The sequence below is a fragment of the Spiroplasma poulsonii genome, from assembly GCF_009866525.1.
In the GTDB taxonomy this organism is placed as follows: Bacteria; Bacillota_I; Bacilli_A; order Mycoplasmatales; family Mycoplasmataceae; genus Spiroplasma; species Spiroplasma poulsonii.
This window is the reverse complement of record NZ_CM020866.1, coordinates 511,717-527,781: the sequence shown is the minus strand read 5'-3', so window position 1 is coordinate 527,781 and position 16,065 is coordinate 511,717. Positions and strand designations below refer to the sequence as shown.

Here is a 16,065-nt window from a genome sequence, read left to right as displayed (position 1 = left end):
TAGTATCTTTTTTACAAATATTTGCAATTTTTTAACAAGTAAGTAATGCAAGAAGTCTATTTTTCTTTATTATACTTAATTGTTTCTAATTCAACAAGATGTTGTCGTTCTTGTTCTAATGTCACTAACTTTGTTTCAACTTTTTTCATTTGTGTTTCATCTGTTAAATATTCAAATTTTTTTCGTAAAATTCATTGTTTTTTAACTTCTCGTCACAGTAAAACATAGGAAGGAAAAATCACTAGAATACAAACACTAATTAAAGTAAAAGCAACAATAAAATAATTATTAATTGTATTAAACATTCCAATATAAGTAACTGCTAAAATAAAACAAACTGTATAATATATGATGGCAAAAACAGTGGAAATAATAATTCAACTTTTAAAACTTGCCGCTCTTTTTAATTTAAGATAGGGCAAACCAATAAAACAAAAGAAAAAGAAGGCACAAACAAGGCCAATTACACCAGCAATAATATAATTAATTTCATAAGTTCGATGTGAAATAACTCCCGTTAAATTTTTCATATTATTGTAAGCCATCGCACAACCAGCACTAATAAAATAACCCATAAAAGTACCTAAAATAGAAAAACCAATGATTAATAACCGTGTTGCAACTTCAACTCGAGTGTTTCATTGTAATGCTAATTCATCGCGTTTTGAACTAATTTTTGTTAACATCCTAATCTCTCCTTATCCTCTTGTTGCACGAATTTGATTTGCTAATTCATTTTCAACTTTTCGTTGATATTTCTTACGGTTATTTTGTAAAGCCATACATCCAATTGCAAAACAAACAAAAGCAGCAAGAATGATTCCTGATAAAATAAATGGGTTAATATTTAATCCAGCAACCGAACCTTTAATATAAAGCACTTGTAGGACCGCAATTAAAAAAACAATTATAAAATTAATGTTGCCAACAATGCTTACGATAATTGTTCAAATGTGAACAGTTCGTAAGGTCTGAGCCGTTAAAATTGGAATTGTTAAGAAAAAGAATGTTGATACTCAGGCAATTGATAATAAAATAATTAAGGCAATAACAATTGGCCCCGTAAAAGAAGTGTTTAATTTTGAAACCAAAGACATCAGAAAATGGGCAAGAACTTGACTTAAAGTTGGAATATATACCAATGAAACAACAATTAACATTAATTGCCCAAAAATAATCATTATGCGGGCTAAAGTTTCTCCTTTTGTTGCAAAATAATATTTAGTTGCATCAACGTTATAATGATAAGGCAAAGGTTTATTTTGTTTTTTGCGTTTTAATTCATACTCACCTAATGATTTAACTGTTTTATCCACCACCGTTTTGTCCAAACTTTTTAATGACGCTGGGCGATTATCTTCCACAAATTGAATTTTCTGAACCATTTTTGATGCGGTCTCACCTTTTGACAATATTGTTTTCTCTTTTTTCATTTGACACCTTCCTACTCAACCACTTTTAACTGTGATCTAAAATCTAAACTTTCCGCCATTGCAATATTAATCCGTTTTTGTTGCTGTCATGCTGAAAGTCATAATAAAAAACTCCCTCAAAACAAAACTAATGCACAAATTCCAGCCATAATAACCCCCGGGAAATTTAAGCGCACTGGAATATAAAGATAAGCAACAACACTTATTGCTAACATTAATAAAGTAAAGAAAGACCCTAAGGTAATAAAAATAATTCCTGTTAATTTTATTGTTTTAATATTACGAACAATTAACGTTGGAATAACAAAAACTAACGAAAAGATAATGCCTAACAAAGCAAGCATAATTGTCATCCCACGAAAAACACCATCAGCAACACCAAAATTATTAAAAACAGCTGGAATTGGAAGCTTACTAGTTGCAATCATTGCTAATGAGGCTGACACAATGATAATCACCCCCAGCATAATTCCTTGACCAAGTAAAATCAAAATACGGCCAACAATTTCCATTGCATTATTAAAATACATTCGTGTTAAACGAATATCTTGTTCTTGCGAACTTGCTTTTATCGTTCATTTGTCCTGTTTGCTCATCAATATCACCCAAAATTACTACTTTTCCTTTTATTTACAATGATTATAGCATTTTCTTCAAAAAATACTATCACCTAAAAATAAAAAATTCTTCTAGCTTAGAAGAATTTTTTATGGTTGATAAATAAGTTTTACTTTAAGTTTAACTGTTCCTTCAAATACCGGAATATTTGGCTGAATTGTAATAATTGATTCCTTAATAGAATCTGTTGCTATCGGCAAGACTAGTTCGTTTAAAACTTCATTTGTAAAGGCATTATACACATTTAAATCTAATGGTACATTTGGATACTTATTATGTAAAGCAGGATTTTTTGTAATGCTTTGATCTAATAATGTTTCCATAATTTTTACCAACAAAGCAGTTTTCTCGTCTTCAGTTGCTGGTAACTTACGAACAAAAATTGGTTCTACTTTATTAGTTAAATCAATATCTCCAAAAGCAGTTGGTATTCCTGGTGTTAATTTAAAATCAAGTGTTATTTTACCACCATAATTTGTTGGATTTAATAACATCAGATCGAATTGTAAAGAAATGTCTTTTGCTGTATTAGGGTCATAATTTTTAATCGCTTCACCAATCAGTGTTCCTAATTCTGTTACATTTCAATCAGCTTCATTTTTGGAAATCCCAAAAGTAAGTTCGTTCTGATCAACAAATGGTGGTTGTTTAATAACGTCTTTTCAAATTTGATGTTTAAAATAAGATCCCTGTTCTTTTCATGTCTCTAATTTTGTTGCATTAAAACGATAATTTTTACTTGTTAAATCAATTGGTAAATCAACTGTTATTGGATTATCAATCATTTTAATTTTTCCTTGAACAAGAACATCAACATCACGCCCTGATCCATCTTCTTGATTACCAAGAATTGAAATAACATAAGTTGCTCAATCACCATTACGCTCGGTTGCTTCTAATGCTCGTTTTAAATCGTCTTTTCGTTTAATTCTAAAATTACTTAATTGGTTTGATAAACTAGGACCTCATTCTGGGGTATTAATAACATTATTTCAAACTAAATTTAGCACCGAATCAACAGTATGATGATCTTGACGAACTAATAAAATTGAATCAACTGGTAATAAACTAATAGCCGTTCCTTGATTAATTAACTCAACTTCAATTGCAACATCACCTTTAAACATTGGATTTGTATTAAGGTTAATTGCATTTAATGTCACAACTCTTGACCCACTAATGCTAGGTCAATTTTGATTTAAAGTTGTCGTTCAACTCGTTACATCAAAGTCTTTTAGTTCTGGTCCATTTACTAAGTTTGCTTCTTGCATTTCCATCGCCCAGATATAATCTTTATTAACATTTGGACGTTCTCTTTGCGTTACAACAACTGGCACCGTTAGTTTTATTGTTGGTGGTAACAATATTGGATATTTAGTAACACCTCCAACAGCACGAATATAATGGTGTGCATTCTCATCTTTTGGCGTTGCTAAAAAGTATAAATAAACAGCTTCTCCAACTGGGGGTTCTGTCACACTATTTCAGTCAATTAAATAGTCATTTCGATCATTTGAAACTCTTACATCAGTGGCAAAATATTTTTTAACTTCTGTTCAAACTAAATCATATAGTGCATCTGGTGGTAAGTTATTTTGTTGTAATTTTAAGTTAACTTGCGCACGATAACTAATGACCGCTAACTTAATAACAATTGTTCCACTATACATTGCAGTTGGTGTATTCGCTTTACCATTATAAGCGGCCTGCATTTCAACATCTAATTTTTGGTTAAAAGTTACCGGTGGTATCTTAAACCATGACATATCGTACGTATCGTAACTCTTTGGTGTATCTGGTTGCAAATCATTAACTGCTACTTTTCAAATATCTTGGTATAAATCATTAATTGAATCATATTTTGTAATATCCCAAAGATCTTTTAACTGAATTGTTTGGCTAAGGTCAATTGATGCTGTTTTAATAACAGTAAAATGAATAATAATTGAACCAATATACGGAATATCATTATCATCACGAACTATTAAAACAACATAACCCTCTTGTGGAGTGTTATCATTAACCGGTTTTTCCAAATTTGCAGAATCAGTAACAGTAAAAATATCTACTGTCAAAGTTGAAGCAATTCGTTGTTCTGTTTTTGCTTGCTCAAAAATTGAATCAAGAACAGGAATATTGTCATCAGTAACAATGACATTATTTGTCAAAGTAAATTCTGTCGCAAGATTTTCTTTTCCATTAATTTTTGAAGGTGAAGGTGTTCCACATCCTATTACACTAGCTGTTGAACCACTTACCAAAACAGTTGCTGTTAAAAGTGCTAAAATTTTTGGCATTGAGAACATCTCTCCTTCCCTAAGTATTTACTAGTATAATTATACACTAGACTTCTTGCGATACCCTTTTTTATTAAAATATTATTATAAAATATAATTTATGAGGACATAAAAATATGAACAATAATAAATTTAATACTCTTAATGATAGAGAATGGTTAAGATTAACAGGAATAAAAAAATCCACTTTTAATAAAATGTTAGATATTTTAAAAGTTGCTGAAATAGAAAAATTTAAAAAAGGTGGTAAAACTAATAAATTATCATTAGAAAATAGATTATTGATGACTTTATTATATTGACGAGAATATCAGACTTATTTTCATCTTGGTAAAAGTTTTGATATTAGTGAGGCTAATTGTTATCGTAATATTAAGTGAATTGAAGATATTTTAATTAAAAACTCTGATTTTCAACAACTTGCTGGTAAAAAAGCACTAATAAATGATTATTTTAATGATAAAACTATTATTATTGATGCTACCGAAACTCCAATCCAACGCCCAAAAAAAGACAAAAACAATCTTATTCTGGTAAAAAGAAAAAACACACGATCAAAACACAAGTAATTATCTAACAAGAAACCAAAAAAATTATTGCAACAAGTTTTTCGCTCGGAAAAAAACATGATTATGCTTTATTTAAAGAATCAAAAATCCCAATTTTAAAAAATACCAAATTAATAGTTGATAGTGGTTATCAAGGAATACAAAAAAATCACAATAATGTTCTAATACCTACAAAGAAAACAAAGAAAAACCCTTTAAACAAAGAACAAAAGCAATATAATAGACTAGTTTCAAAAATGAGAATTATTATTGAAAATATTTTTGCTATTCTTAAAAAATTTAAAATTATTACAGAAAAATATCGTAATCGAAGAAAAAGATTTGGTTTAAGATTTAATTTAATTGCCTCAATTTATAATTTACAATTATTATATTTAACATAAAATATTTATTTAAAATTAAATAATTTAAATAATAAATTAATTTTTCGTTGTGGAAAAATATTAAATTTTTAAATAAAAAACATAATTAATTAAAATTATATTTTTCTATTAATATCTTTTTTACAAATATTTGCAATTTTTTAACAAGTAATGCAAGAAATCTACTGTTTATTATCTTATTAATAATTAATGTTAAAGCGGAAAGTGACCGCCTTTAAACTCTCTGGGATATTCCCACCTACTTGTAATGCTAATTTAATATCAAGGACCGTAAAAAGACTATAACGAGTTTCATCATTAGCAAGAAGGGTATTAAATCATTCAAGGAATGTGCCAGCACTACTATGATAATTATTAACTGGGGTAAATGTTGTTTGATAATCCTTTTTGAAAGTTGTTTCATATTGTGCTTTTGAAATACCATTAATAATATTTAATTTATTTCCTGCTACTTGGGCAATATTTTTGATAAACGCTCATGTTTGGTCAATAATTTGATTCATCAACATTGTTTCAAATGCCTTTTGATCAAGACTAATATTTCTTACATCAATATTAATTTGATTTAGTGTTGTTGTTGCTCCATATAAGTTAGCACTTCAATATTTTGTAAATAATGTATTTCGTTTTTGAGGATCATCAATGGTATACGCATCAACATTTCCTGGATGAACTAAATTAGTGACTGAGTGTAATGATGGTTGGTCAATTGTAACAAATTCTGTTCCTGGCACAGAATTACCAAGAAAATCAATTACTAAATTTTTATTTTCTTGAATTGTTCGTTTAATGACAGTATAATCACTTTTTTCAATAAAACCATATGATTGAAATGGTAAAATATTTCAATCATAAACCCATTTATATTTTGAATCATTAGGATTGCTCAAAACATCACGTTGTAAATCTTTAACAGCAGTTGCTAGTGTCTCTTTCCCGCTTAAGACATCTGTTACCTGATTGCGTAAAAGATTACCAATGATATTTTGAATTGTTTCATCTTTTGGCAAGAACATAAAATAAAATTGTTCTTGTTTAGTGACGTCTAATCGTTTCGGTTGAATTAATTGATATCAATCTTTTCAATCATTTGGTACTAAATCTTCGGGTAAAACTAACCCCCGATTTTCTGATGTTTCTAAAACATTAATTAAGAAAATTAATAATTGCGGAATGTATTGACCTCCAATATTAATGTCTTTTTTTGCTAGTGATCCGCTAAAATCAGGATTATTTTGTTGTGCTGATTGAATCACTCGATTCATATCAAACATATAGCCAACACTATCAAAAAATACCCCTGGTAAAATTTGATCTTGTGGATTAACACTTGAAATAGCAAAATTACTGTATGGATTATAATCACCAATAAATTCTTTATCTGTCCCTTTATTTTCGTTGTAAAAAGCAGCAAATTTTGTTTTATAAGCCGCATAAACTTCATCATCTAAAGTTAAACTATTATTGCTTCCATTTAACATAATATTATTTGCTTGACTACCAAGAATTTTTGTCTGATTTTCTCAAATTGTTGGGTCAGGTTTATCCTTGTTCATTGTTTCTGCTGTTTTAAAATTTAAAAAGTTTGATAAAAATCCTTCAATTCCAACAAAAAGCGTTGGCATTCAAATTAATGTTAATTGTTCTTCACCTTTATATTTAATTTTTAAATACAACATATTTTCCATTAAATTTAATTTATTTTGTTGAACATCAGCAAGTCCCAATGATTTTGTTCCTTGCGGATTAGTGTAAATATTTAAAATTTGAATTTGGTTAACATCACCATATTTTCCTTTAAAAAAGATATTATTCGCAATATACATTTTTGGGGCATTTGCAAAAATATAATTATAAGCATATTCTAATCGTAATGATGTCGTTTGAACTCGTGTTTGTGCAACACCGCCAGTTGTTGAATCAGGTAGCAGTTCATATGTTGCAAAAACAGGAGTTTTTTTAGTATTATCCCGTAGTTCAGTTTTAGCAAAATTAACTTGAAAATAATCCCCTGTCTCAAAGTCTGGTAAAGGACCATCCGTTTGAATTCCCCCATAACTTAAGATTTTCGCTAAAAATGACACAGCAAAATAAGCCGACGGAATTAAAACTGCGATATATAACAATACACAAATTGCCGCAATTCACCCTCTTTTTCGCGAAGCAACAGTAACGTTTTTCGTTAATTTATTAAGTTTATCTCAACTTCCTGGTTTTTTTGCCATTAGTTTCTTCCTTAATTCCCCTTTATATAACCTACGTGCTCTAATATGGACTCATTATAGCAAAATTAAGAATAAATGCAATTAAAGATTAGATTAGATTTTTTACAATTAATTAATAAAAAAAAGTTACTTTTTGTAACTTTAAATATGAATGGCATATCCTTCTAAACCGTGCGCAACTTCCATTAAAACTTCTGATAAAGTTGGATGCGGATGAATCGCTTTTCCAAATTCATGGATTGTTCCTTCTGTTTCCATACAAACAGTAATTTCTGAAATCATATCCGTTGCTGTAGCCGCAATAATATGGGCCCCTAAAATTTCACCGTATTTAGGTTCACATAAAATTTTAACAAACCCATCGGTTTCACCATCTGCTAGTGCTTTTCCATTCGCTGATAACGGAAATTTAAAAGCTTTATAAGCAATTTTATCTTTAATTGCTTGTTCTTCGGTGATTCCAACGGTTGCAACTTCTGGAAATGAATAAATACATGATGGAATGCGATTATAATTCATTTTTTCATTTTTTCCCTTAATATTATCAATTACTAAAAGACCTTGTGATGAAGCAACATGGGCTAACATTGCTCTTCCAACAACATCCCCAATTGCATAAACGCCTGGTAAATTAGTACGACATTGATCATCAACTTCAATATTTTTTCGTTCACCAATTTTTAACCCAATATTTTCAAAACCGGTTGTAACAGGGACACGACCAACTGATACTAAACAATAATCAGTTGCTAACTTAACTTCTTTTCCTTCACTATTATCATAAATGACGGTTTTACCTTTAATTTCTTTAATTTTAACAGATGTTTCAATTTTAACTTTATTTTTAATTAATAGTTTTGTTAATTCTTCACGAATATCTTTATCTAACATTTCTAAAATTGTATCTAAACCTTGTAAAATTGTTACTTCTGTTCCTAAACGACGGTATAAACAAGCAAATTCAATTCCAATAACACCACCACCAATAATTGCCAATTTTTTTGGAATTTTTGGTAATGATAAAGCTTCGGTTGATGAAATAACATAACCATCTTTTTCTGCTTGTTCAAAGCTTGGTAATGGTAAATTACGTGAAACACTTCCTGTTGCAATAATTAAATTTGTACATATATAGCGTTTTCCTGCTACTTCAATTGTGTTTTTATCAATTGCTTTTGCTTCACCCTTAACTAGGTCAACCTTATTTTTTTTCAATAAAAATTCAACCCCTTTTGTTAATTGTGTTACTACTTTTGCTTTGCGTTCTTGCATTTTTACTCAATTTGGGGCAACTTCTGTCATTTTTGAAATATCAATTCCATAAGTATCAGCATGACCAATTAAATCGTAAACTTTACTACTTTTTAATAACGCTTTTGTTGGAATACAACCAACATTTAGACAAACACCACCATAATATTTTTTTTCAATAATTAATATTTTTAAACCTTCTTGGGCCGCTTTAATTGCCGCAACATATCCACCCGGACCAGCTCCGACAACAATTACATCATATTTATTTTCCATCTCATAACCTCTTCTCTTACAATAATAATAAAGCTGGTGATTCTAATAATTCAGTTACTCGTGCTAAAAAGCGTCCACCATCAGCACCATCAATTAAACGATGATCAATTGTTAATGACAATGGTAAGATTGAACTAACTTCAACTTCATTGTTGCTATTAATAACTGGTGTTTTTTTAATAATTCCAACTCCTAAAATTGCAACTTCTGGGAAGTTAATAACTGGTGTTGCTAGTTCAATTCCAGCTGACCCAAAATTTGTAATTGTGAAAGTTCCCTCTTTCATTTCATCTGGTTTTAATTTACGTTCACGTGTTTTTGATGCTAAATCATTAACCATTTTTGCAATTTGCATGACATTTAATTGATCAACACCTTTCACAACGGGAACCATTAATCCTGTTGGGGTATCAGTTGCCATCCCAATATTATAGTAATCTTTAAAAATAATTTCTTGTTGTTCTTGATCGTATGACGAATTTAAAATTGGAAAATCTTTTAACGCAACGGCACATGCCTTCATAAAGAAGGGCATATAAGTTAATTTAACGCCTTGCTTTTCTGCTTGTCCTTTTAATTGCGTTCTAATTTCAATTAATTTTGTAACATCAATATTTTTCATTAATGTTGTTTCTGCAATAACTGTTTTTGATAATGTCATTTGTTTAGCAATTGCCTTACGAATTGGTGACATTGGTTCACGACGAACAGCTCCCGTTGCCGTAATTTTTGGAATTTCAATTGGCATTGCTGATAATGATGGACCAGTTGGTGCGGCGCTATTACCCTGTGCTAAATCAGCTTTCATAATTTTACCATTTGACCCTGATCCTTGAATTTTTGTTAAATCAATTTTTAAATCAGCCGCCATTTTTCGCACAAGCGGTGTTGATAAAACATTACTGTTATTACCACTATTAATATTATTACTATTTGGTAAATGACGAGGAGCTAAAACAGTATTTGAAATTGGCACAGCACCAACTACCCCGGCTGCTTTTTCTTCTTCTACTGGGGCTGAGGCTGGTTGTGCTGGGGCGGTATCAGTGCTATCTGCACCACCGTCATCAATTTCAACCACAACATCACCAACGTAAATTGTGTCACCAACATTCATATTAATCTTGCTAACAACGCCATCACATGGAGAATAAATTTCTGTATTAACTTTATCTGTTTCAACAGCAAACATTTCATCTCCATCTTTAATTTTGTCGCCAACTTTAATCATAATATTAGTAACTTTTCCTTCAGTTAATCCTTCTCCGATATCTGCAAATTTAAATTTAACCATTTTTCTTACAACTCCTCTCTAAAATTGGTAGTTAATTAATTCTTTAATTTTAACAGCAATTTTTTGTACTGATGGTTGATGATAATGTTCTCCACGATCAAACGGAATAATAATATCATAACCTGTTACCCGTCCAGCGGGGGCTCTTAAATATTCAAAACAATTTTCATTAACGGTTGTAATTACTTCTGAGGCAACTGAAAATGAACGAACTGCTTCATGAACAACTAAAATACGACCAGTTTTTTTAACTGATTCAATAACCATATCACGATCTCATGGTTGAATTGTTCGTAAATCAATTAGATCAACATTAACATTGACTCCTTCTTCTTTTAGTTGGGCCAATGCTTTTTCACAGTCACCAACCTGTGCCCCATAAGTAACAATTGTTAAATCATCACCTTCTTGAATTTTATAACCTTCACCAATTGGTAAAGTATAATATTCATCAGGAATTTCTTGTTTAAAGGCACGATAAATTTTTGTTGGTTCTAAAAAGATTACTGGATCTGGTGATTCAACAGCCGCTAATAATAATCCTTTCATATCATATGGACTTGAAGGAATAATCACTTTTAATCCCGGATTATGTGAAAACATTGCTTCCATTGCTTCAGAGTGGTGTTCTAACGCACGAATTCCTCCCCCCATTGGCATACGAACAATTAGGGGACAAGTGAAACGCCCACGTGAACGATTACGCATACGAGCAACATGAGTGAAAAGTTGTTGTAAAGCAGGATATGAAAATCCTTCAAATTGCATTTCAACAATTGGTTTCATCCCATTAATTGCCATTCCAACCGCACTTCCAACTAAAGTTGCCTCAGCAATTGGCGCATCAAAACAACGGTCTTCACCATATTTTTCTTGTAATCCAACTGTTGCTCGAAAAACTCCGCCTTCAAAACCAGCGTCTTCTCCATACACAACAACATTTTGATGTTTTTCCATTGCTAGATCTAAAGCATGTGTTAATGCTTGAATATTATTTACAACTGGCATTAGTGATGTCCTCCTTTACTTGGATATTTTGCAAAGAATGCCTCTGCTTCTTGATATTGTTCTTCTAAAAATTTTGGCATTTCAGCATATGTGTAAGCAAAAATATCACGAATTGAAACATTATTGTTTTCTTCAACTCAAGCAAATTCACCTTTAATAAATTTATCCTGCTCAGCATCTAATGCTTCTTGTTCTTTTTCTGATCATTTTTTCTTTGCAATTAAGTATGCTTTTAAACGAATTAGAGGATCTTTTTTTAAGGCTTCTTCGTGTAATTTTTCATCACGATAAACTTTTGGGTCATCAGCTGATGAGTGAGCTCCTAAACGATATGTATTACATTCAATTAATGATGGTCCTTTGCCCTTACGAGCAAGACTAATTGCTTCTTGAACGGCACCATAAACAGCAAAAAAATCATTTCCATCAACTAAAATATTACGCATTCCAATACCAACTCCTTTAACAGCAAAGTTAATTGTTTTTGTTGCTTTTCGGCGTGGTGTTGAAATAGCATATTGGTTATTTTCAACAATAAAGATCGCTGGAACTTCATGTAATTGCGCAAAGTTAATTGCCTCATAGAATTCTCCTTCTGATGTACCTCCATCACCAGTGGTTGTAATAGCAACACCATCACGTTTATTATACTTTTCGGCAAATGCTAAACCAGTTGCATGGGAATATTGTGTTGCAATTGGAATATTTACTGGCAAAGTATTGATTCCTTCTGGCATTTTACTCCCCATTTCATTTCCACATCAATATAACATAATGTTTCGCATTGGCACACCACTTGCTAATCAAGCAGCATTATTTCGGTAAGCTGAAGAAAATCAATCTTTTCCTTTAATGATTTGCATTCCATATGCTACTTCAGTTGCTTCTTGCCCCGTCGAAGATAAAAATGATAACATTCGCCCTTGACGTTGAATTTTATTTTGAAAATCATCTTGGCGACGAGATAAACACATTAATTTATACGCGGTTAAAATTTCATCATCGCTAATTTTTGGCATCAAGTCTGGTTTAACAATTTTTCCTGTTGCATCCATAATTTGAAGCATTTCATTTTTTAACGAATTAAACTTGTCAAAATACATTTTTAATTCCATCCTTTCTGTTTCTATATAAGTTTTTAATTAAAAATAACATCTAAGATTTCTTGTGTTTCAAATTTCTCTCCAAAAATTTCTTTAATATTAATTTTTAATAATTCTTTTGTAATTTTGTCCGGACTATATTTGCAACCCGTTAGAAGCGTTTCAAGGTGATCTGTTCCACCTGAACCTAAAAAGTCACCATAAAATTTAATATTTGTGATTTTTCCTTCATTAACACTTAAACGAACATCAACAGTTCCTTTTCCTTCATAACGGATTTTATTTTGATAACTAAATTCTGGTGAATTACCAAAATTTCAGTTTCATGTTCGATATTTTTCATCCGCTAATTTATTAGCAGCAGCAATAATATCGGGTGGTAAATCAACCACTGTTGTTCCTTGGGCTAATAGTTCTTTTGTAATAAAATCCATAAACTGATCAATTGTAATATCTGTTTCTAACAATGGGCGAATATTTGTTACTCGCGCTGGAATTGATTTAATTCCTTTTGAAACAATTTTACTCTGATCAACATTCAAATATTTTTGCATCTTTCTTAAATCAACATCAAACAAAAATGTTCCATGATGTAATAAGCGATTTTTATATTTTATTTGAGCATTTCCAGAAATTTTTTTACCAGCAATTTCAATATCATTTTTACCAGCAAACTTAGCATTTAAACCAAGCTTTTGTAAAACATTGATAATAGGTTGCAAAATACTTTCATAATTTTTCGCGATTTCATTATCTTTATCAACAATGATGGAAAAACATAGATTTCCATCATCTTGATAAACAGCTCCTCCCCCAGTAATCCGTCTAACAACATTTACTTTATCAGTCTCAACTGCTTGTAAATTAATTTCTTCAATTGTATTTTGGTTACGACCAATTACAATTGTATTCGAGTTTTTTCACAAAAAGAAAATATTGTCCTTAATTTCACTTTTTAAGAGATATTCATCTAAAGCCAAATTAAAATAGACATCTGTAGAAGGATTTTTAAAACAGATCATAGTTATTTTTTAAAGTAATTTAAACCTAATACCTCTAATGCTGGCAAAGTAATAAAGTTATATGGTTTATTAAAGTGTGGCAAGAAGAAAATATCAACTAATGGTAATTCATCAATTGTAACTCCTTTCATAATAGCCAATGAAAACATATACATAACTTCTGTATGATTAGCTACTGAACCAACTTGTGCTCCAATAATTTTTCTTGTTTTTTTATCTCAAAGAATCTTAATTAAAACTTCTTGATAAGATTCCATAAACTCTGGACGATCATTATCGGTAAAAGTAATTTGTTCATAATCAAAACCAAGATCTTTTGCAACTGTTTCTGTTACTCCTGTTGAAGCTAATGCTCAACCAAAAACATTAATTGCATTTGAACCTTGGAATCCTGGTGATGCTAAACCTTCTGGTTTTAAAGCGTTAACAGCAGCAATAACTCCTGTTCGAACAGCATTTGTTGCTAAAGCAATATATGCTGGTGCTTTTTTAGCGTTATCATAAACTTCAACACAATCTCCAATTGCAAAAATATTTGGATCTGAAGTTCTCATATATTGATCAACCATAATTGCGGCATTTTTATCTAAATCAATAACACCATTTAGAATTTCTGTGGAAGGTTTAAATCCAACTGATCAAATTACTAAATCAGCATCATATGAACCTTTATCGGTTACTACTTTTGTTACCTTGTTATTGTTTCCTTCGAATTTAATAACTTTTTCGCCACCACGTAAATTAACGCCTGCTTCCCGCATTGCGTTTTCAACTTTATCAGTAAATGGTTTATCGTAGTAACGTGGCATAATACGATCTAAAATATCAACTAGGGTCACATTTTTTCCTTTTTGGTGAAAAGCATCAACTAATTCAACGCCAATGTATCCCGCTCCACACACAACCACATTTTTAATATTTTTATCATCATTTGCTTTTTTTACCAATTCCCCGTGTTGGTATCATTTAACAATATGAACACCTTCTTGGTTAATACCCTCAATGTTTGTAATAATTGGTCATGAACCAATTGCTAAAATCAATTTGTCATAATTGTCATCAAATTCTTTGCCAGTTTTTAAATCTTTAACACGAATTTTTTGACTTTTATTATCAACTGATAATACTTCATGTTCCATATTTACTTTAATACCTTCACTTTGTAAAATCTCTGGTGAAGCATAAAATAAGCCTTTTGGATCCTTTACCTCTCCTGAAACTCATAATGCAATTCCACATCCCAAAAACGAAATATTGTTGTTTTTATCATAAGTAACAATTTCTGCTTTAGGGTCTAATCTTCTTAGGGTTCTAACAGCAGTTGTCCCCGCATGATTAGTTCCGACTACAATAACTTTCATTTATATTCTCCTTCTCTGTTCTCATAGTATTTTTAGTTTTTTCGATATAACTAACTAAAAAAATGCGCATAGTTATATTTAAAAATTTGGCATCTATTCCTGAAAATTAAATCATACCGTACCTTTATTATATACCTGCCATAAAAAATAGAAAAGAAAAACACACGAAAAAGGTAAGAAAACTGAAAAAATACCAAAATTTTTGAAAAATTTTGGTATTTTTTGACTATGATATCACTTATTTTTCAAAGTGTTTTAAGAATCAACGTCCTTCAACCGCTAATAAACGTTGTGTTTGCTCATTAACTGACGTTTTTTTTAATTCTTTATCAATTCGATAAATTCGCGCATCTAAATTATCTAAAAATGATAAAATTTCAGCTTCTAGTAAATGTGGTTCAACTGGTGACCCATATTCTAAACGACCATGACTAGCTAAAATCATATGCTCTAATAAAATAATCTTCTCAGAATTTAAATCATTAATTTTAGCCATATGGTTTAATTCATTTGCCATAATTGAAATATGACCAATTAATTTTCCTTCTAATGAAAAATCATTAGTTGCTCCACTTGTAATTTCAATAACTTTTCCCAAATCATGTAAAATAACACCACAATATAAAAGTTCAGCATCAATTAACCGATCAGAATATACATTAGCAACATTCTTTGCCATTTTTAACATTGTTAAACTATGTCAAATTAATCCTGATTTAATTTCATGGTGGTTGCGAACTGCTGCTGGTCAAATTTTAAATTGTTCCCCATATTTTGATAAAATTAAAGTCATAATTTCACGATATTCTGTTGTCTGCATTGCTTGCACTGTAGTAATAATTTCATCATACATTACATCAGGTGGAAGTGGTGCTACTTCAATAAAATCTTCTAAGTTAATACTATCATTATCAATAATGTCATAAGTATTAATTTTTGCTTGTAACACTTTTCGATATTCAATAATATTAATATTTACTTTATAACAATTTCCTTTAATTCAACATTCAATATCAGCAGGACGAGCATCTCATAATCGTGCTTCAATTGTTCCTGTGCGGTCTTTTAATGTTATTGACAAATAAGTACTCCCATTTGAAGCAGTTCCTTGTGTTACCTTATCAGCAAGGACCACTAATTCAATATTATTGGTCTCTTTCGTTAAGTCCTTAATATTCATTGTCTTTTTTCCTTTCTAAAAATAAAGAAATGCATAATGAAGAAA

The 16,065-nt window shown here is 30.4% G+C and carries 14 protein-coding genes; 2 read left to right on the top strand and 12 right to left on the bottom strand.

The genetic code is table 4. The features are described from left to right. Positions 1-56 precede the first annotated feature (56 nt). The 4 genes from MSROBK_RS02900 to MSROBK_RS02885 all read right to left on the bottom strand — a co-directional run bounded on the left by MSROBK_RS02900 (position 57) and on the right by MSROBK_RS02885 (position 4,348). Positions 57-686 (bottom strand): hypothetical protein, encoded by a 630-nt coding sequence (locus MSROBK_RS02900; RefSeq protein WP_227991390.1) that lies wholly within the window; start codon positions 684-686, stop codon positions 57-59. Positions 687-698: 12 nt separating this feature from the next. Beyond that, positions 699-1,385 carry a hypothetical protein gene (locus MSROBK_RS02895; RefSeq protein ID WP_227991388.1) on the bottom strand — a complete coding sequence of 229 codons (687 nt, stop codon included), beginning with the start codon at positions 1,383-1,385 and terminating at the stop codon, positions 699-701. Between the two features lie 59 nt (positions 1,386-1,444). Then, on the bottom strand, positions 1,445-2,029 hold the full coding sequence (locus MSROBK_RS02890) for a hypothetical protein (protein WP_052443443.1): 585 nt from the start codon (positions 2,027-2,029) through the stop codon (positions 1,445-1,447). Between the two features lie 111 nt (positions 2,030-2,140). Next, positions 2,141-4,348 carry a hypothetical protein gene (locus MSROBK_RS02885; RefSeq protein ID WP_040093014.1) on the bottom strand — a complete coding sequence of 736 codons (2,208 nt, stop codon included), beginning with the start codon at positions 4,346-4,348 and terminating at the stop codon, positions 2,141-2,143. A gap of 116 nt (positions 4,349-4,464) precedes the next feature. Here MSROBK_RS02885 and MSROBK_RS12950 point away from each other — a divergent pair, with 116 nt between their 5' ends. Both MSROBK_RS12950 and MSROBK_RS12945 read left to right on the top strand, forming a co-directional pair. Continuing rightward, positions 4,465-4,917 (top strand): IS5 family transposase, encoded by a 453-nt coding sequence (locus tag MSROBK_RS12950; protein WP_040092446.1) that lies wholly within the window; start codon positions 4,465-4,467, stop codon positions 4,915-4,917. A gap of 23 nt (positions 4,918-4,940) precedes the next feature. Then, positions 4,941-5,300 (top strand): IS5/IS1182 family transposase, encoded by a 360-nt coding sequence (locus MSROBK_RS12945; RefSeq protein WP_052443403.1) that lies wholly within the window; start codon positions 4,941-4,943, stop codon positions 5,298-5,300. Positions 5,301-5,479: 179 nt separating this feature from the next. Here MSROBK_RS12945 and MSROBK_RS02875 read toward each other — a convergent pair whose 3' ends face one another. The 8 genes from MSROBK_RS02875 to MSROBK_RS02840 form a co-directional block, all read right to left on the bottom strand. Then, positions 5,480-7,525, bottom strand: a complete 2,046-nt coding sequence (locus MSROBK_RS02875) for a hypothetical protein (protein ID WP_040093013.1) — start codon at positions 7,523-7,525, stop codon at positions 5,480-5,482. Between the two features lie 141 nt (positions 7,526-7,666). After that, positions 7,667-9,052 (bottom strand): dihydrolipoyl dehydrogenase, encoded by a 1,386-nt coding sequence (gene lpdA, locus MSROBK_RS02870; protein WP_040093012.1) that lies wholly within the window; start codon positions 9,050-9,052, stop codon positions 7,667-7,669. A 16-nt stretch (positions 9,053-9,068) separates the two neighbouring features. After that, positions 9,069-10,346 (bottom strand): dihydrolipoamide acetyltransferase family protein, encoded by a 1,278-nt coding sequence (locus MSROBK_RS02865; RefSeq protein ID WP_040093011.1) that lies wholly within the window; start codon positions 10,344-10,346, stop codon positions 9,069-9,071. Positions 10,347-10,364: 18 nt separating this feature from the next. Next, positions 10,365-11,354, bottom strand: coding sequence for an alpha-ketoacid dehydrogenase subunit beta (locus MSROBK_RS02860; RefSeq protein ID WP_040093010.1), 990 nt, complete (start codon positions 11,352-11,354; stop codon positions 10,365-10,367). Then, positions 11,354-12,457, bottom strand: a complete 1,104-nt coding sequence (pdhA, locus tag MSROBK_RS02855) for a pyruvate dehydrogenase (acetyl-transferring) E1 component subunit alpha (RefSeq protein ID WP_040093008.1) — start codon at positions 12,455-12,457, stop codon at positions 11,354-11,356. Before pdhA ends, MSROBK_RS02860 begins: the two co-directional genes overlap by 1 nt. A 35-nt stretch (positions 12,458-12,492) precedes the next feature. Further along, positions 12,493-13,479, bottom strand: coding sequence for a lipoate--protein ligase (gene lplA / locus MSROBK_RS02850; RefSeq protein WP_040093006.1), 987 nt, complete (start codon positions 13,477-13,479; stop codon positions 12,493-12,495). Positions 13,480-13,481: 2 nt separating this feature from the next. After that, positions 13,482-14,840: an FAD-dependent oxidoreductase gene (locus MSROBK_RS02845; RefSeq protein ID WP_040093005.1), complete on the bottom strand. Its 1,359-nt coding sequence runs from the start codon at positions 14,838-14,840 to the stop codon at positions 13,482-13,484. Positions 14,841-15,078: 238 nt separating this feature from the next. Continuing rightward, positions 15,079-16,020, bottom strand: coding sequence for a 3'-5' exoribonuclease YhaM family protein (locus MSROBK_RS02840; RefSeq protein WP_040093004.1), 942 nt, complete (start codon positions 16,018-16,020; stop codon positions 15,079-15,081). Positions 16,021-16,065: the final 45 nt, after the last annotated feature.